Source organism: Chitinophaga sp. Cy-1792 (assembly GCF_011752935.1).
In the GTDB taxonomy this organism is placed as follows: domain Bacteria; phylum Bacteroidota; class Bacteroidia; order Chitinophagales; family Chitinophagaceae; genus Chitinophaga.
In genome coordinates this window covers 819,415-838,094 of the sequence record NZ_VWWO01000002.1, presented here as the reverse complement: position 1 = coordinate 838,094, position 18,680 = coordinate 819,415, and the positions used below count along the sequence as shown (strand labels likewise).

The 18,680-nt window shown below is 42.4% G+C and carries 11 protein-coding genes and 1 tRNA gene; 5 read left to right on the top strand and 7 right to left on the bottom strand.

Features of this window, described 5'->3' with window-relative positions; translation table 11 throughout:
* Positions 1 to 142: 142 nt before the first annotated feature.
* Positions 143 to 814, top strand: a complete 672-nt coding sequence (locus F3J22_RS17675; RefSeq protein ID WP_167019271.1) for a hypothetical protein — start codon at positions 143 to 145, stop codon at positions 812 to 814.
* Between the two features lie 84 nt (positions 815 to 898).
* Here F3J22_RS17675 and F3J22_RS17670 read toward each other — a convergent pair whose 3' ends face one another.
* From F3J22_RS17670 to F3J22_RS17645, 6 genes are all read right to left on the bottom strand, one after another.
* Complete coding sequence (locus F3J22_RS17670; protein ID WP_167019270.1) at positions 899 to 1,747, bottom strand: GIY-YIG nuclease family protein; 849 nt, start codon at positions 1,745 to 1,747, stop codon at positions 899 to 901.
* A gap of 350 nt (positions 1,748 to 2,097) precedes the next feature.
* Positions 2,098 to 3,711: a type I restriction-modification system subunit M gene (locus tag F3J22_RS17665; protein ID WP_167019269.1), complete on the bottom strand. Its 1,614-nt coding sequence runs from the start codon at positions 3,709 to 3,711 to the stop codon at positions 2,098 to 2,100.
* 8 nt (positions 3,712 to 3,719) lie between these two features.
* Positions 3,720 to 4,778, bottom strand: coding sequence for an AAA family ATPase (locus F3J22_RS17660; RefSeq protein ID WP_167019268.1), 1,059 nt, complete (start codon positions 4,776 to 4,778; stop codon positions 3,720 to 3,722).
* Between the two features lie 2 nt (positions 4,779 to 4,780).
* Complete coding sequence (locus tag F3J22_RS17655; RefSeq protein ID WP_167019267.1) at positions 4,781 to 6,013, bottom strand: restriction endonuclease subunit S; 1,233 nt, start codon at positions 6,011 to 6,013, stop codon at positions 4,781 to 4,783.
* A complete protein-coding gene (locus tag F3J22_RS17650) occupies positions 6,006 to 9,008 on the bottom strand; it encodes a type I restriction endonuclease subunit R (RefSeq protein ID WP_167019266.1) in 3,003 nt (1,000 codons plus the stop codon). Before F3J22_RS17650 ends, F3J22_RS17655 begins: the two co-directional genes overlap by 8 nt.
* A gap of 379 nt (positions 9,009 to 9,387) precedes the next feature.
* Positions 9,388 to 9,460 (bottom strand) — tRNA-Lys (locus tag F3J22_RS17645).
* A gap of 149 nt (positions 9,461 to 9,609) precedes the next feature.
* Here F3J22_RS17645 and F3J22_RS17640 point away from each other — a divergent pair.
* The 4 genes from F3J22_RS17640 to F3J22_RS17625 all read left to right on the top strand — a co-directional run bounded on the left by F3J22_RS17640 (position 9,610) and on the right by F3J22_RS17625 (position 17,707).
* Positions 9,610 to 10,422 (top strand): SDR family oxidoreductase, encoded by an 813-nt coding sequence (locus F3J22_RS17640; RefSeq protein WP_167019265.1) that lies wholly within the window; start codon positions 9,610 to 9,612, stop codon positions 10,420 to 10,422.
* A gap of 223 nt (positions 10,423 to 10,645) precedes the next feature.
* Entirely contained in the window at positions 10,646 to 11,473 is an 828-nt protein-coding gene (locus F3J22_RS17635; RefSeq protein WP_167019264.1) for an S-adenosyl-l-methionine hydroxide adenosyltransferase family protein, read from the top strand.
* Between the two features lie 419 nt (positions 11,474 to 11,892).
* Positions 11,893 to 15,096, top strand: coding sequence for a DUF2723 domain-containing protein (locus F3J22_RS17630; protein ID WP_167019263.1), 3,204 nt, complete (start codon positions 11,893 to 11,895; stop codon positions 15,094 to 15,096).
* 178 nt (positions 15,097 to 15,274) lie between these two features.
* On the top strand, positions 15,275 to 17,707 hold the full coding sequence (locus F3J22_RS17625) for a TonB-dependent receptor (protein WP_205195398.1): 2,433 nt from the start codon (positions 15,275 to 15,277) through the stop codon (positions 17,705 to 17,707).
* 84 nt (positions 17,708 to 17,791) lie between these two features.
* On the opposite strand, the gene F3J22_RS17620 is transcribed toward F3J22_RS17625, so the two are convergent.
* Positions 17,792 to 18,637, bottom strand: a complete 846-nt coding sequence (locus F3J22_RS17620; protein ID WP_167019262.1) for a sugar phosphate isomerase/epimerase — start codon at positions 18,635 to 18,637, stop codon at positions 17,792 to 17,794.
* Positions 18,638 to 18,680 lie beyond the last annotated feature (43 nt).

Here is an 18,680-nt window from a genome sequence, read left to right as displayed (position 1 = left end):
AATATAGCCGGAAGTATTTTTTATTCAAGAAAATTTCGCGCATGATAAGTAATGGAAATCAGTGTATAACAGGCCGGTGCACTCCGTATCATCGCCAGGGATATGATGTAATACTGTCGATATAACGTTATATTTTTGCAGCATGAAAGCGACACTGTATTCCCATACCACAGCATTAGGCACCATAGCGTTGAAGAATATAGATGCATCAATGGGCGTGGTCGGCGGCATTCTCACACCTAACGGTTCCTATTTTCGCTACCAACGTATCTTTAGAGACTGCCATGGTACACATAATTTTGAAATAACAGACTTAGGCCTGAACATTCAATTAGAAAATGGTTGCTTCCTACATGCGTCCGGTGGCTATTCTATTCATGACATCCCTGAATTCCCGGATGAAATTACGGTTCATGTAGTCGGCTCCAACTACTTCAATATCTTTAGTAGCTTAACTGAAGATGTGCTTCCTTTTGTTCATTCCGTCTGGACAACAATAACAGTGGAGACTAAAATGGATTTGGAAGAAGAGCTGGAAAAAGAAATCAGGTTATTCAGAAGAAAAAAACAATTCAGTCACCACCCGTATGCAAACTATAGATTCTATGCCCTCGCACGGGATGAGCGCAACGATGATGTACTCTTTTATGCCATAGGTAAAGGGAATATTAAATTTGTTGTAATACATCTTACCTGGATAGGGCAGGCAGAAACAGACCCGACATGGCCAAGTGCAAACTGGTATTTGAATTGGGAGGAGTTTGCGGAGAGGATGGAGGAAGATGCGGAAGGGTGGGAAGAGGAGGAGGAATAAGGAAGTACCTGATACAAACTTTTATATAGGCTATTTACAAAGATGAAATCCATTGCAAATACAACGGATTTCAATATTCAAAAATTAGCTCTCAAAAGATTTTAGTTGTATTCCATCGGCGGTTTTCCATTCTATCGGGCCACTGGAAGACCTGGAAAGTGTTGCAGCTGCTGCACGCGAAGAAGAAGTAAAAATATAATCCTTTGTGAGTTTATAGAATGCTCCTTCTACAACCAATATTCCTTCACTCAGCATTTTTTGCCTTTCAAGACGAATACTCTCGCTAAGGGATTGTTGTGCTGCAATGAGAAGCAGAGAGTCTTTGTAAACAATAAAGCCTTCTGTTGAAGGGCTTCCTATGCTACTGGCACCAGCACCATTTTTACAATAGAAAAGTTGTTGTCTGGTAGTTCCCTGTTCAACTGTTTCTATTAATAATTCGAATATCTTATAACCAAGTGAAGCCGTCAGTATTCTTACATTAGACAGAAACTCCTCTAACTCCGCCTGTTCTGCTTCCGACAATTCGGGCCTGGCAGGCGTATTCTGACTGATGGCAAAACGCCCAGCTGAAACAGCTATTTCATACAACCGGCTTTCCAGGTATTTCACACTAGCTTTATTTAAATATTTATCCTTGCTAACAAAAAATACGGCTTCGTTCCAAAAATCTTTATTGACGATATGTTGCGCTAATCGCTCAGCAACAACTTCTGCTTCACCTATATAGGCAGCATCTTCATTATTACCATCTTTACCAAATAAAATATAAACACCTGGTTTTTGAAATTCAGTACGTGCGTTATAATCCCTGATTTTAATGCGGGGAACCTTTATACCAATGCCTGTCCAGTTACTAAGCTCTGCAGTGGTCAATCCATTGGTCGTTCCATCAGGTAAAAAGAGCCTTATTGTTTTTCCGAAAGTAATCATGCTACGTGGGTTTCAATCTAGTTCGTATATATAGCTAAAATATGGAAAATAGTGGAATACAACATACAAGCTAAAATCTTATCATTTTAAAGGTGATTAAAACATACCAAACATTTCGAAACCCTTAGAGGGTCCATACTTGGAATTATAAATGTGATTGTTTGTTTTTTGCTAATCCGGTTCTTACTTACACTTTTAATGATACTAAAGAGATTCTTTATTATTTTTAACAAACAAGTAGAGACGGAATAAAAAACCTTCAAAATGAAAACCATTGAAACTTACAACAGTTTTCATTTTAAAGGTTTTAAATTATTGTATTATCAGTTAATCAATAGAGCCGAGATACCTCATATTGGTGGCAGGCCAAGCTCTTTTAAAAACTGATTATGAATAGCAGTAGCTTCTGCAGCTTTCTTTTCTATTTCTATTATTTTTTCATTTACCGCTTTTATGTCAATCTTCTCTTCAGAAACAGCAGTACTTACATAACGAGAGATATTTAAATTATATCCATTTTGCTCAATTTCACTCATTGAAACCCTTCTGGCATATCTATCAACCTGTTCAGGTCTGAACTGATAGGTTTCAACTATTTGCTTGATATGGTCCTCCTCCAGCGTATTCTGTCTTTTGCCAGGTTTGTAGTGCTCACTTGCATTAATAAACAAAACGTCATCCTGCTTTTTACATTTCTTCAACACCAATATACAAACAGGAATTCCTGTCGAATAGAATAAATTGGAAGGCAAACCTATTACGGTATCGATATTATTATCTTTTAAGAGCTTAGTCCGGATTTTCTCTTCTGCGCCACCGCGGAATAACACACCATGCGGGAGAATAATAGCCATGGTTCCCTCTTTCGCTAAATAGTGAAATCCATGTAACAAGAATGCAAAATCAGCGGCCGATTTTGGAGCTAAGCCATAACTATTGAACCGGAAATCTTCTGCCAGGACATCATTAGGCTCCCATCGCAAACTAAACGGAGGATTAGCTACTATCGCATCAAACTCCATTTTTTTACTCGGATTCATTTCATTGAGCAAAGGCCAATGATTTTCTAAAGTATCACCGTGGAATATATCAAACTCAGCATCTTTCATACCGTGTAATAACATATTCATTCGGGCCAGGTTATAGGTAGTGATGTTTTTTTCCTGGCCATAAATTTTACCAACACTACCTCCATTATCTTTAATTCTCTTTCTTACATTCAGTAACAATGAACCAGACCCACATGCAAAATCCAGAATCTTATCAAACTTACCTTTTACACCAGTCTTCGGTTCCTGGCTGTCCAGGCTTACTATTCTAGACAAAATAGTCGAAAGCTGTTGTGGTGTATAGAATTCTCCGGCTTTCTGACCTGAACCCGCAGCAAACTGTCCAATCAAATATTCGTATGCATCGCCTAGAACATCCGTTTCTTTCGAAAACTTCGCAATACCTTCTGCTATTTTAGTAATAATATTACATAGCTGCTTATTACGGTCTTTAGAAGTTTTCCCAAGCTTGTCGGAGTTCAGATTAATTTCAGAAAACAACCCCTGGAAAGTACTTTCAAAAGATTCATTTTCGATGTATCTAAACCCGTTTTCCAACGTCACAAGTAAATCCTCACTTTGAATCCGGGCTAGCTCCGCAATATTACTCCATAAGTATGCCGGCTGAATGATATAATGCACTTTCCTGCGCATTTGCTTCTCAAATTCTTCTATATCCCCCTCATTTGCCTCATACCATACGCTCAGGGGAGTACGTTTATCATCATTATTCAGCTTGGGATAATCCGAACCTAGCTCCTTTTGAGCAGCAGCTTCATAATTATCAGATAGATAGCGAAGAAATATAAAGGAAAGCATATAGTCACGAAAACTATCCGCATTCATCGCTCCTCGCAGTTGATCTGCAATATCCCAAAGGGTCTTACCTAGCTGCTGTTGATCTTTCTGTGCCATTATGCCGATTAATATTTAAAATTATATTTGTTTTGAATTTTCTGGAAAATCTCTATAAATAAAGACTCATCCGCAGGAGCCATTTTGTTGGACTGTAAGCGATAAACGTTTTTGTGAGACAACGCATTAATGGTTTCGCTGACTTCTCTAACATTTTCAACTGCTATCTGCTCCAACACATAACTCAAACGGCCAACGCCAAGAAATGAAGCTATATTTTCCAAAAGCTGTCTTAACAAAACGAAATGAAAAGCAAATAACTCTGTTCTTATTGCAGTATCAAGTGTTTTTATTAGGTGAAGATGAAATAAGAACACCTCATTCTTCAAACTATTTAACTCCAGACTCCTATCTTGCAATGTTAATATAAATGGTTTGGTATCTTCCTTATAACGTCCGCTTTTCTCACCCTTTTTTAACTTGTCAAATAAAATAGAGAATAACCCTATATGATGGGTAGTAATAATTATTTTTTTATCCAAAAAATTCTTCTCGATTAAATCAAAAATAGATTCAGCAGTAAAAAAAATATTATGCTCATCCAGACTTGAAACAGGATCATCGATAAAAAAGTGTTTATCCTGGTTACTTGCCCATTCATCTACTGCAAACAAGGTTAAGAAGAAACACCAAACAAATAGTCTTTCTTCGCCTCTTGATATTTTGATCGGAATTTGATTTTCTTCATCAAGATAGAATGTAACAGACTCAATTCCTAACTCAAGGTTCTCATGAAGATTCAATCGAAACTTGTATTTTGGATTATAAATAGACAGTACTTCTTCAAGATCGTGCTTGGAAATAAATGAGTGGTATTTACTTAAGCTACTATATAAAATATTCAGACATACATTGGAATTATTATTCTCCTCGTCATTTTCCCATACAAATAAATCTTCACTAAAAGCATTGTAATACACACCAGTATGCTTGCCGTTGTTCTGACTTTTTGTAAAGTCTTTATACGCTACTGACAAACGTGTTTTTCCGGTAGCATTGAAAGCGTAAATCAGGATTAAATTCTCCTGACTCTCAAAAAGCTGCTGTGCTATTGCTAATTCATTCATTATTAATCATTCATTTTGGGAAACAAACGTTGCATGAGTGCTTTTTTGTGGAGTTGTAATTGCTCCACTTTGCCAGTTTTCGCAGCAATTAAGTCATCTAAAGATGAGAGGCATGCTGCTATTGTTTGTTGTTCTTTTAGTTTTGGAGGAAAATCAACAATAAAATCCTTGATTTGCTGGGCACTTATGTGAGGAATACCTGAACTAGTATTCACCTTATCAACATACTTCCTAAATTTATCCGACATAAAATGCTGGTAAAGATATTTCACATCTGACTTTTCATTAGCCCTAACTTTGGCGACTCTTTGTATCAAAATAGAATTTGAGTCTTCTTTTTTAATAATTGCAACATTCTTCCCAACTTTTGACCCATCCATTCCTATCACGATATCTCCTTCTGCTAGTAAATATTTCCTTATATTTTCTAAATTTCCTAAGAAAAATTTATCTATATCTTTTGAATGTCTGATAAATCCTTCAGTTATGTTAATTCCCCTCAGAATTCGTATTCCACTATTATTATCACTAAGTTCCTCACTCTTGAGAGCAATTCCGGACAGAAGATCAATATAATTTTCGATTTTACTCTGTACCCACTCCCCATCCTTCAAAAACTCCGGAAAACGATACTTCGGCACTTTCTCCCCCTCTTGCGGAAAAAGATTTTGCATCAGGCCTTTTTTATGCTCTTTGAGCAGGTCCAGCTTCTGATTTTGAGCAGCAATTATGTTATCTAAGCAAGAAAGACAGGATGCGATTTTTTGTTGTTCTTGAAGTTCTGGAAGAGGAATTGGAATTATATCTAACTGACCCCTATTTAATTTTGGTTGAGCCATTCCTGTCAGAAAATCTTCGAGACTTATTGAATTCAGATAGTTTTCAACAACCGTCTGGGTATATGGAGATTTAAACTTTAAAACATGTGCATGGTTATTTACCCAAGTCTTACCTGAAATCCCAAACGCAATTGGATAAGTTCTAGCAACTAAATTTGCTCCATCTTCCGAAATACATAATAAGTTTTCATCAAAAAGAAAATCCTTTACATAATCAATAACTCCCGATGCCCCATAATAAGGCACAGTACCTTTTATCCTTTGACCTTCGGTTACTGGTTGTCTTCGTGAATCCAAATTCTCCGCAATTTCGCCCAAAGTTCTTTCCTCCCACTCTCCATCCTTCTCAAACTCAGGAAATCTCAACTCCGGTATCAATTTTTTATCCTTATTCATAAGCTATTAATCCTGAAATTTCACGCCCTTGGGCAATCTTCTTTAATTGAGGTACTAAATCTGCCATTAATTCAAGTTCTTTAACCCTGCGTTCTCTCCAGCTTAGCTCCAATGGTGCTAATAAATCAGTTAATTGTTCTCCATCAAATATCATCCTGCTGACAATATTATCTACAAAGGATTTAAATACCTCTGTTTGCAAACCATGCTTTTCAGCAATGGATGCCAATTCTTTATTGTGTTTATCATTCTTAAATTGATCATAACCTTTGCGTAACTCATCAACGCTTTGCCCGCTGTTCCAATCCAGGCTTCTGATATACGCCGCCAGATCCTCTTCCTCATCCATCAAATTAGAATTGGATTGCAAAAGACTGATTATCTGGCCTCTGGTCATTTTTTGCTTAGCCGGTTTCTTTTGCGTACTCTCAGCAATCAGGTTCATGATATAGTCATAGTCGATCACTGCGGAGGCAAACAATACAAATTCAAAATCCAGTTGCTGTATCTCCGGTGGTGCGTTCTCCCCTTCCTTCTCCTGTATTGCCCTGTATGCTCTGGCGGTTTCCAGATAGGCACTTCTGTAGTGCTGCAATTTCTCTTCCGATAGAATATATTCTATTTCTTCCTTTTGGAATTCATCCAAATCCGTATATTGATCCAGCTGCGTTTTAAGTCGCTGTACTTCTTTGAAATTTTCCACAAAGGCTAATTTTGCGGCATCTCCCCGAAGAGAATATACCTCCGACGGCTCATTTACCAATCCATTCGCCTCCATAAAATTGCCCAGCTTCGCTACGGCCTCTTTGAATTTATCAATTACCACTGGTGCAGGATCTACCAGCCAGATCTTCCTTGCTTTGCCATTATCTTCACCGGAGAAAAGCGCAATAGCCTGATCTACCGCCACCTGCTGTGAACGAAAATCCAATATATTACCATAAGGCTTGGTATCGTTGAGTACACGATTGGTACGGGAAAACGCCTGGATCAAGCCATGGTATTTCAGGTTTTTATCCACATACAGCGTATTCAGGTATTTGGAATCAAAACCTGTGAGTAACATATCCACGACAATAGTGATGTCAATCTTGTTTTTGTGCGGATAATCCTCGTTGCTATACTTTTGATCTTTGATGCGTTTCTGTACATCCTGATAATACAAATCAAATTCGTTGATTGAATGACCAGTGCCATATTGCTTATTATAGTCAGCAATGATTTCAGTCAACGCTTTTTTCTTCTCATCCGGATTTTCGGCATTATCTAATTTCTCCTGGATCAGATCTTCCTGAAGCTGGCGGATATCAGCAGCATTCCTCTGGCTTTGAGGATCTCCATCTTTCGCTATCAGTTGAGCTGGCGGGGAAAATACACAAGCAATATTCAAAGGAATATAGTCAGGATGCTTAGCTCGTTCCCTCTTTTGTATATCTTTAAATAACTGATAATATTCTATCGCGTTATTAATTGAACTTGTTGCCAGCAAGGCATTGAATCGCCTTGAGTTGGTGGCTGCATTATGCTTTTCAATGATAGCGTCTGCCACTGCCTGCTGGGCAATTGCTTCGCCTGGTTGAGCATTTATATTGCCTTGTCCTTTATAATAATCAATATGAAAACGCAGTACATTCCTATCATCTATCGCATGCGTAATCGTATAGGCGTGCAGGCACTTTTCAAAGATATCTTTAGTCGTTTTTTTATACTTGATATCTCCTTCTCTTTCTGTCTGATTCGCATTCTCATCAAATATCGGAGTACCCGTAAAACCGAACAGCTGTGCATTGGGGAAGAACTCCTTAATTGCTTTGTGGTTATCTCCAAACTGAGAACGATGACATTCATCAAAGATGAAAACCATGCGACTTTGGCTCAATGATTCCAGCCGCTCCTTATAATTCTTTTTGTAGGTTCCATCCAGTGCCAGTGCCAGTTTCTGAATAGTGGTAACAATGACTTTATCAGCATAATCAGTAGACAGCAAGCGCCTTACCAGGGTTTCTGTATTGGTATTTTCCTCCACACTTCCTTCCTGAAATTTATTGAACTCTTCACGTGTTTGCCGGTCAAGATCTTTTCTATCTACTACAAACAAACATTTGTCAATATCCGGGTTATCTTTCAGTAAGGTAGAAGCCTTAAAAGAAGTAAGCGTTTTACCACTTCCCGTCGTATGCCAGATATAGCCATTCCCCCTGTTATCTTTGATACTATCTACAATTGCTTTAACGGCATAAATCTGATAAGGCCGCATGATCAGCAATTTCTGCTCACTTTCGACCAATACCATGTATTTGCTGATCATTTCTCCCAGCAGACACTTGGTTAGAAACTTATCTGTGAAGTCATGCAGATTATTTATCTTTTTATTTTCAATATCTGCTAATTCATAAACAGGCAAAAACTGTTCTTCTGCATTAAAAGCAAAATGCTTGTTCTGGTTATTGGCAAAATACAATGTGCGACTCACATTGCTTACCACGAACAACTGCATAAAACAAAGTAGTGAATTATTATACCCATTCCCCTGTTCACTCTTATAATCCACTATCTGCTGCATCGCCTTCCGATGAGATATATCTCCTTTCTTCAGTTCGATTTGTACAACGGGTAATCCATTGATCAGCAAAATTATATCGTAGCGCTGATGACTGTTCTCTGTATTGATACGTAACTGATTGATCACCTCAAAGTCATTTTTGCACCAATCTTTGTTGTTTACCAAAGTATAATGCAATGGCGAACCATCTTCACGCTGGAAATATTGTTTTTCACGCAATAACTTAGATGCCACAAAAACATCCGGCTGAATGATTTCATCTCTAAGCCTTAAAAATTCATTGTCTGTAAGCCGAACACGATTGAGGGCTTCGAATTTTGCCCTGAAATTCTGCTCAAGCGCTTTTCTATCGATAATATCATGTCGATGGATATATTTAAGATCCGTGAGTTGCCTGATCAGCTTATTCTCTATTTCATGTTCTGTGTTCATCTTTCTTTAATCTAAGATTTTACGGTCTGTATTGGATTCAGGAGCATTTTTAATGATTACCCATCTTATCATTTCATGCGTCACACCAATCAAACAGGATCCTCAAAAATACCAATCTTGTTCGAATTGCTATTCAATTAATACTATGTACAGCTTATCCTGTCTAATATAGTAAAAATACGCTAATTAATAGATGGATTTGCGTTGCTTGATCTTCAATGAAAAGAAACAATTTTACTGGCATGTCAAAAAAATCATACTTGCCACAGGAGAAAGAGAAGAATTAGTAAAATTGTAAGGTGGGTCTCCTAGCTTTATTATTAACATAGCTATTAAACAAAAAGGCTTCAGGACATATTTGTTCTGAAGCCTTCTTCTGTGATCCCGCTGGGACTCGAACCCAGGGCCCATACATTAAAAGTGTATTGCTCTACCAACTGAGCTACGGAATCATTCCCGTGATGGGAGCGCAAAAGTAGGAAAAATTTCATTCCTGCCAAATTTTTTGAAAAATTTTTCCAAACGGCTCCAACAATTAATTTTATCAATCTCTTTCATTACATTTATTTCTCACCTATTTTTGTGGCGCAAAAATTTACGCATGAATAATTTCTTTCAGAACAAAGTGGTGGTCATCACTGGTGGCTCTTCAGGTATTGGTAAAGCGCTGGTAGCAGAAATGCTCCATAATGGTGCCCAGGTTGCCGTGTGTGGTCGTAAACAGTCTGCGCTCGAAGCGCTGCAGAATGAACTTGGCACCAAAGATATCTTTACCTATGTCGCTGATGTGAGCATCGAGGCCGACTGCCAGGCGTTCATCGAAGCAGTAACCGCTAAGTTCGGAAAGATAGATATACTCATCAACAACGCAGGTATCTCCATGCGCGCACTCTTCCGCGACCTGGACCTCAGCGTACTCAAATCCCTGATGGATATCAATTTCTGGGGAACTGTCTATTGCACTAAATTCGCCTACCCGGCCATCCTCGCCAGCAAAGGTACCATCGTAGGGGTCTCCTCTATTGCCGGTTACCGCGGACTCCCGGCACGTACCGGTTACTCCGCCTCCAAATTTGCCATGCAGGGTTTCCTCGAAGCATTGAGAACCGAAAATCTTCGTACCGGCGTTAACGTGATGTGGGTTTGCCCTGGCTTCACCGCCTCCAATATCCGCAATACCGCCCTCAATCCACACGGACAGGCACAAAGCGAAACACCGCTCAACGAAGATAAACTCATGAGCGCCGAAGAAGTTGCCGCCAGAATAGGTAAAGCCATCGCCAAAAGAAAACGTACCCTCGTACTCACCACCCAGGGAAAACTGACCGTTCTGCTCAGCAAATTAATCCCTGGTATCCTCGACGGTATCGTATTCAACCATTTCAGGAAAGAGCCCGGCTCACCCCTCCAATAAACAATTATCTGCCTCTAGCCGTTAACGTTAGTGCGTACAAATACTTAAAATTGCGGTTAATTTAACACCGCATTATTATTTTGACTTTCTTTGCATGCAGGTTGTAAATTCAACCCTGATGGCACCTTTTTTGACAGTAGCGATCAAAAAAGTTCCATCATGCTGTCATGACAGTCAGGCGATATAACGTTTTCTGAGAAGATAGGGATTTAGATTTTAGGGCATGTCCATCATTACATTAACATCTGACATTGGTTTGCAGGATTACCTGGTAGGTGCCATCAAAGGGCAGCTCTGGCAATACTGCCCGGAATGTCATGTGACAGACATCAGCCACCATATCTCCCCTTTCAACCTCCCTCAGGCTACCTATATCTGCAAAAGCGCCTTCGCCTATTTCCCCCTGGGAACCTTCCACTTCGTGCTCATCAACCTCTTCGACCGCAGACCCGATCACGTACTCGTCGCCGAACACAACGGACAGTATATCGGTTGCGCCGATAACGGCCTCCTGACCATGATATGCGGAGGGATGCCCGAAAAGGTCATCAAAATACCACTGGCTAAAGACGAACCACGCAATACCTTCGCTATCATACAACTGCTGGCCGCCGCCGCACGCGAACTTTCCCGGGGTGCCGCCCTCGGCGAGCTGGCGCCGCTTACGCAACAGATTGTCGTAAAAAACAACCTGCAGCCACTCGTCGGCGACGACTTCATCGAAGGACAGATCATCCATATCGACAGCTTCGAAAATGTGGTCGTAAATATCACCCGCGAACAGTTCGCCGCTCAACGCAAAAACAGGAAGTTCCGCATCTTCTTCAGAAGAGATGAGGTCATCAGCCAGATCAGCGAAACTTATGCAGACGTTCCCGAAGGTACCAAACTGGCACTCTTTAATGCCGCCGGTTACCTGGAAATCGCCATCAATAAAGGAAATGCAGCAGGCCTGTTCGGCCTCCAGGGCTTCAGACGTGAACAACTCACCCAGCCCGCAGGATACCAGCAACTGTCTTACTATCAAACTGTCAGAATCATCTTTCAATGATCAACCGTCTTATAATTATGGAGTTCATGCCTGAAATGGCCAACTCCCCTAAACTACTGCTTACGTCAAAACAATACCTTACCTGCCAGCTCCCGCCATCCGAATGAGCGGCTTCACAAAAAAACAATGGATTGCCAGAGACGATCCCGAAAACTACCGGAAATCAACGCTTTCCCGCGTTAACCGGAAGACCTTCAGGACCCATATCTTCTGAAAACCAATAGCATTGCGGATTTCACCCATCATGCCGCGCTGAGGAAGTTCCGGGGTTAAAAGTCGAATTTTAATCAGAATTTAATCTTATCCATTGTGTACCAATTATTCATAAATAAAAAGATATTTACAAAAAGTTAAAACTATCCGGCAGATTAGCATATTTTGCTACTTTTTTTATTTTTGTCGGACCTTAAAACAACCTTATGAATTTTAAAAGGACCAACAACATTGTAGGCTGGATCATTTGCATCATTGCCTGCATTGTTTACATTAAGACTATGGAGGCAACCGGCAGTTTGTGGGACTGCGGCGAGTTCATTTCAAGTGCGTACAAGGTACAAATCCCCCACCCTCCCGGAGCACCGTTATTTGTGTTGCTTGGCAGACTGTTTACCATTCCGCTGAAACCTTCACAGGCAGCACTGGGTGTAAACTTCATGTCGGCCATCGCCTCCGGTTTCACGATCCTGTTCCTCTTCTGGACAATCACCTACTTCGCCCGTCGCCTGATGGTAAAAGCCGGTGAGGAAATCTCCAAAGAGAAAATGATCGCTATTATGGGCGCCGGCGCCGTTGGTGCACTCGCCTATACCTTTTCTGATTCATTCTGGTTCTCTGCTGTTGAAGGTGAGGTATATGCTATGTCTTCCTTCTTCACCGCCATCGTATTCTGGGCCATCCTCAAATGGGAACAGGAAGCAGACGAAAAATACGGCGACCGCTGGATCGTACTGATCGCTTACCTGCTCGGTCTCTCTATCGGCGTTCACCTGCTCAACCTCCTCACCATCCCGGCAATGGTAATGGTGTACTACTTCAAAAAATACAAAGCTACCGGCTGGGGAACCTTCTGGGCTTTCATGGTAGGTTGTGCCATCACCGGTATCGTTCAGAAATACCTCATCCAGGACACCGTTAAAGCTTCCGGTTACATGGACGTATTCTTCGTGAATAGCCTCCACCTCGGATTCTTCAGCGGCTTCGCCTTCTACTTCATCGCCATTACCGCCATCCTCATCATCGGCTACCGTAAACCTAAATTTGGTATCTACGCACCGCTGATCGTGATCGCGTCTATCATTATTATCCCGGCCTTCAACGACGTTTCTGCCGGTACAGTAATAGTGAAAATAATCCTGGCAGCTATCTTCCTCGCTATTCCTTACCTCCTGAAATCTTTCGGTGTAAACCTGAATACTGGAAAAGTTTACCATGCCAGCAAATTAGCTATCGCATTTATCCTCTTCATGCTCCTCGGTTACTCTACCTACGTAACCACCATGGTTCGCTCTACCGCCAACCCTGCCGTGGATATGTACAACGTAGATAACCCGATCTCACTGGTAGGTTACCTCGGTCGTGAACAGTATGGCGACTTCCCGCTGATCTATGGTCAGGTGTTTACTGCCCGCCCTACCCAATACAAAGAAGGTGGTCCCATCTATGCCCGCGGCGATAAAAATTACTTCGTCTCCGGTAAAAAAATGGATCCTGTCTATAATTCCGATGACATGATGCTCTTCCCTCGCGTATGGGACGGCTCCAATGATCAGGGCCACGCCGACTTCTATCGCGACTGGCTCGGACTCGCACAGGACGAAAAACCTTCCTTTGTCGATAACGTGAAATTCTTCCTCCAGTACCAGGTGAATTTTATGTACTTCCGCTACTTTATGTGGAACTTCGCCGGTAAACAAAACGATACCCAGGGCTACGGCAACGTACGCGATGGTAACTGGATCTCCGGTATCCCATTCCTGGATAACCTGATGTACGGCGACCAGGGCAATATGCCTGACTCTCTCCAGAATAATAAGGCACATAACCGTATGTTTATGCTGCCGTTTATTCTCGGTATCGTAGGGTTCTTCTTCCAATATAAATACCATCGTAAAGATACCCTCGTAGTTTCCCTGCTGTTCTTCTTTACAGGTCTGGCAATTGTTTTATACCTCAACCAGGCTGGTAACCAGCCGCGTGAACGTGATTACGCCTATGTAGGCTCCTTCTATGCTTTCGCAATATGGATAGGCCTCGGCGTACTCGGTATCTACAACGCCCTTCAGAAGAGAATGAAAGGTGTTTCTGCGCCTGCGCTCGCTACTGTTATCTGCCTCCTCGCAGTACCAGTGCTTATGGGCTTCCAGGAATGGGACGACCACGACCGCTCTACCAAAACCGTAGCAAGAGACGTAGCGAAAGATTACCTCGAATCCTGCGCCCCTAATGCCATCCTCTTCACCGTAGGTGACAACGATACCTACCCGCTCTGGTACGCCCAGGAAGTAGAAGGCATCCGCACAGATGTTCGCGTAATCAACCTCAGTCTCCTCGGTGTTGACTGGTACATCGATCAGCAACGTATGAAAGTTAATAACAGCGACGCAGTTCCTATGAGCTGGACGCCTGATAAATACCGCGGAGAAACCCGCAACTTCATCCGCTTCTTCGATGACGGACATATCCCGCAGAATCAATACTTCAGCCTGAAAGATATCATGGCATTTATGGCCAATGATGACAGACAGATAAATACCCAGGACGGTGGCTCTGAAAACTACCTGCCTACCCGCCTGCTGTCTATCCCGGTTAATAAAGACCAGATGCTGAAAGATGGTGTGGTAAGCGCAGCCGACAGCGCCCGCATCCTCCCGCAGGTACAATTCAAAATCAGCAAAAACTACCTGGTGAAAAATGACCTGGCAGTTTATGATATCATCGCTACCAACAACTGGAAACGTCCTATCTACTTCACCAGCCCTACTGATCTGGGTCTGAACGACTACCTCCGCCCGGATGGCCTGTCATACAGACTCGTGCCACTGGCCAAACAGCCTAGCACCGACCCTATCGGTATGGACACCAACCTGAATACACCGGTGATGTACGATAACATGATGAACAAATTCCAGTTCGGTGGTGCACAGATCCCTGGTACCTATTTCGATGAACCTAACAGGAAAATGCTGCTCTACCTGCGCCAGGCTTACTCTAAACTGGGCGTAGCCTTGTCAGAAATCGGTAAGAAAGATTCAGCGCTGAAAGCACTGAACTATATGGATAAAAACATCCTCGATGAAAACTATCCATATGCAATGACCTCTCCTGGTAATATGCATAACTACACCTCCCTGCAAACTGCCTACGCATTCTACCAGGCTGGTGATGCTAAAAAAGGTGACGAAATCGCCAACAAGATCATCAAAGACTGTAACCAACAGTTACGCTACTACCAACAGCTGCCTGATACCCGTATGACTTCAGACCTGAAGCGCGACGAACAGGCTGCTCAGCAAATGATCCAGTGGATGGAACGCATGAAGCAGGACTTCGGCCATCCTAAATCTCCGGCAGCCCTCCCAGAAGGTGCTGTGCAGGTAGATACACAGGACTCTGCCAAGAAGTAATCCTTACTATTAAGTATATAAAACGGCCCGGATGATATCATCCGGGCCGTTTTTTTATTTAGCCACCACCGCAAGTCTTCCGCATCGCGTAACTATTTTTCCTGATACGATTATTTTACTTATCCAGCTTATTAGAAATTTGCGCCATTCATTTTTTCTACAGATTTAATATTGTAAGATGCTTAGACAGATATCGATCCTTATGACGCTGCTGCTGGTACTATCGGCAGGAGTGATGGCGCAAAATAATACAGGCAGCATCAAAGGTAACGTCGTTACCAGCGACGGCCAGGCTGGCTCCTTTGCCAATATCCAGATGAAAGGCACCGGCCGTGGCACCGTGGCAGATATAAAAGGTGACTTCAACCTCAGAAGACTCGAACCAGGAAAATATATCCTCCAGGTATCTATCATGGGATATACCGCCAAAGAAGAAGAAATTGATGTAACCGCAGGAAAAACAGCTCACATAACAATAAAAATACAGATATCAGACAAACAACTCAAAGAAGTGAATGTCACCGCGGCACAGAATAAATTCGCTACAAAAGAATCTCCATACATCGCTAAACTGCCTATCTCCAATATCGAAAACCCACAGGTTTATTCTGTGGTAGGCAGCAGCCTCATCAAAGAACAACAAATTACCAATTTCGATGATATCGTGAAGAATGTACCAGGTATCAGTAAATTATGGTCCTCTACCGGCCGCCCTGGCGACGGTGCCGGCTATTACTCCCTGCGTGGCTTCTCTGTACAGCCAACCATGATCAACGGTATCCCAGGCCTCACCAATGGCGTAAATGATCCCGCATACATCGACGGACTCGAAATCATCAAAGGCCCATCCGGTACACTGTACGGCAGTAGCCTGATCTCCTTCGGCGGTTTGATCAACCTCGTTACCAAAAAGCCTTATGATAGTCTGGGTGGTGAGTTCTCCTATACTGGTGGGGGTTATGGCCTGAGTCGTATCACCGGTGATGTAAATGCACCGCTCAATCAGGACAAATCGCTCGTACTGCGCACCATCGCGGCCTATCAGACGGAAGGTACCTGGCAGGATGCCGGCTTACGCAAAAGCTTTTTCTTCGCACCAAGTATCAAATACCGTGTGAATGATAAATTGACTTTTAATGTTAATGCCGTATTCAATAACATGGAATCTACCAACGTTCCAATGATATTCCTGAACCGTGGCCGTAAGCTGGAAGCCACTACACCGGATGAGTTCAAGAAAATGGGCTTCGACTTTAACCGTTCTTTCACGGCTAACGACATCACTTATAAAACGCCTACCATCAACCTCCAGGGTGTTGCCACTTACAAGATCTCCGATAAATGGACCTCTGTAACCAGCATCGCACAAAACACCAGCAAATCTAATGGTTACTACTCCTACGTAATGTTCCTCGGTCCGCATGACGACACCCTGAGCCGCTACGTATATCACCAGAATTCTACTACGACCTCTACTGATATTCAGCAAAACTTTATGGGTGACTTCAAAATAGGTAGTCTGCGTAACAGGGTTGTAATAGGACTGGATTTCATGCAGATTCAACAAACAGATGACAACTCTCCCTATACCCTGTTCGACAGATTCAATGCCCTGCTGCCGGTAGATCCTTCCTACAGCACATTGAACAGACAGGCCGTAGATCGTAATATTGCCGAAGCCGGTAATATCTATGCTACCAAAGGCCAGAGCAACAACTATACTTATAGCGCTTACATCTCCGATGTACTCAATATCACGGACCGCTTCATCGCAATGGCGAGTCTGCGCGCTGATTACTACGACTATAAAGGATTTAAAGATTATATCTCCAAAACCCAGGACGGTGGATTTAACCAGTTTGCCTTATCTCCTAAATTCGGCCTGGTGTATGAAGTCATTAAAGATAAAATGAGCGTATTCGGTAACTATATGAATGGTTTCCAGAATGCACCTCCTCAGCCACAGCCCCCACTGCCAGAACTGAGGTCTACGTTCAAACCAATGCAGGCTAACCAATGGGAAGGCGGTGTAAAAACTAATCTCCTGAACGGTAGATTAAACCTGACAGCCAGCTACTACGACATCACAGTAAACAATATGACTATGCAGCAATCCTATACAGCACCAGATGGTACCAACTACAATTACCAAACCCAGAATGGCAAACAAAACAGCAAGGGTTTTGAGTTTGAAGGTATTGTCAATCCAATTCGTGGTCTGAATATCGTGGCAGGTTATAGTCATAATATCAGCAAAACTGTTGCTGGTGATAAAAAGAATGTGGGCTATCGTCCGGAAGGTGCCGGCCCTGCAGACCTGGCAAACCTCTGGATCAGCTATACTGCGCCTTCTGGTAAATTTCATGGCCTTGGCGCAGGCTTCGGTGGTAACTATGCCGGCGAAAACCTGATCACTAACAACGCTGTGACAGGTACCTTTACCCTGCCTTCATATACCGTTCTTGGCGCCACTGTTTTCTATGATGTGAAAAAATACAGGCTGGCAGTTAAACTGGACAACCTGACCAACAAAGAATATTTCACCGGTTGGTCTACCATTGAACAGCAGATGCCTCGCAGGTTCTCTGCCAGCGCAGCTTTCAGATTTTAATAACTATACATAGACTGCATATAAAAAGGAAGGCCCTCTACATGAGTAGAGGGCCTTCCTTTGTAAAAAACGGGCAAAAAAGGTTTATAGATTGCTCACCATGGATCTCCAGTAAGCAGCACTTTCTTTTACTTCCGGTACACTGTTCTCCCAGTGGTATTCATATTCTACAGAGAACAGGCCTTTGAATTTCTGTGCCTTCAGCTCATCCAGTACTCTAGGAATCTGAGAAACACCATTACCCCAAACAACATCATGTGCGTTAGGAGATTTTTCGTTCAGATCTTTGAAGTGAAGGCTCACCACACGACCATTCAGTTTTTTCAGACACTCTACAGGATCCAGGCCGGAACGTACCCAGTGGCCGATATCCGCGCAGGCACCCATGAGCTTACTGCGTCCTTTTATTGCAGCCAGCACGCTGTCAGGACTCCAGTAATGGCTTGGTTTTGGATGATCATGTATCGCTACTTTGATATTATATTGATCACAAAGAGAAGAAATCAGGTCCAGGTATTCTGGCTGTGGCTCCGTCGTAATGCTCTGGATACCCATTCTGTTGGCGAAATCGAACAGCATTCTCCATTCGGCTTCAGAACCAGGTACCACTACGCCAAAGGCCACCAGCACTTTGTGTTTCTTTTTAATCAGTTGTTTCAGGGCTTCCTGCTGGCCTGGCGACATATGATAGTCGAACTTGCCTTCCAGTCCGCCGCCCAGTACCTGACCTGGAAATGCTTCCACGTACTGGATGCCACAGCTGTCCATTTTGTCAAGGGCTTCCGCAAAAGTAAATCGGTTGAAGGTGTAAGCCTGCGCTCCCAGTTTCCAACCCAATGCATCTGCTCTGGCCTGCGATTTCGCACTTTGTGCAAATAATGCAGCCGCTAAGCCGCCAGCCAGCATTAATGCATTCCGTAGTTTTTTCATATAGATATTTTTTTGATAATTGAAAGTAATAGGTTTCATGATA

Bases quoted from the DNA above. Each gene is read 5' to 3' on its own strand.
- F3J22_RS17640 (WP_167019265.1), top strand. From the start codon at position 9,610: ATGAATAATTTCTTTCAGAACAAAGTGGTGGTCATCACTGGTGGCTCT.
- F3J22_RS17630 (WP_167019263.1), top strand. From the start codon at position 11,893: ATGAATTTTAAAAGGACCAACAACATTGTAGGCTGGATCATTTGCATC.
- F3J22_RS17635 (WP_167019264.1), top strand. From the start codon at position 10,646: ATGTCCATCATTACATTAACATCTGACATTGGTTTGCAGGATTACCTG.
- F3J22_RS17670 (WP_167019270.1), bottom strand. From the start codon at position 1,747: ATGATTACTTTCGGAAAAACAATAAGGCTCTTTTTACCTGATGGAACG.
- F3J22_RS17665 (WP_167019269.1), bottom strand. From the start codon at position 3,711: ATGGCACAGAAAGATCAACAGCAGCTAGGTAAGACCCTTTGGGATATT.
- F3J22_RS17660 (WP_167019268.1), bottom strand. From the start codon at position 4,778: ATGAATGAATTAGCAATAGCACAGCAGCTTTTTGAGAGTCAGGAGAAT.
- F3J22_RS17675 (WP_167019271.1), top strand. From the start codon at position 143: ATGAAAGCGACACTGTATTCCCATACCACAGCATTAGGCACCATAGCG.
- F3J22_RS17620 (WP_167019262.1), bottom strand. From the start codon at position 18,637: ATGAAAAAACTACGGAATGCATTAATGCTGGCTGGCGGCTTAGCGGCT.
- F3J22_RS17650 (WP_167019266.1), bottom strand. From the start codon at position 9,008: ATGAACACAGAACATGAAATAGAGAATAAGCTGATCAGGCAACTCACG.
- F3J22_RS17625 (WP_205195398.1), top strand. From the start codon at position 15,275: ATGCTTAGACAGATATCGATCCTTATGACGCTGCTGCTGGTACTATCG.
- F3J22_RS17655 (WP_167019267.1), bottom strand. From the start codon at position 6,013: ATGAATAAGGATAAAAAATTGATACCGGAGTTGAGATTTCCTGAGTTT.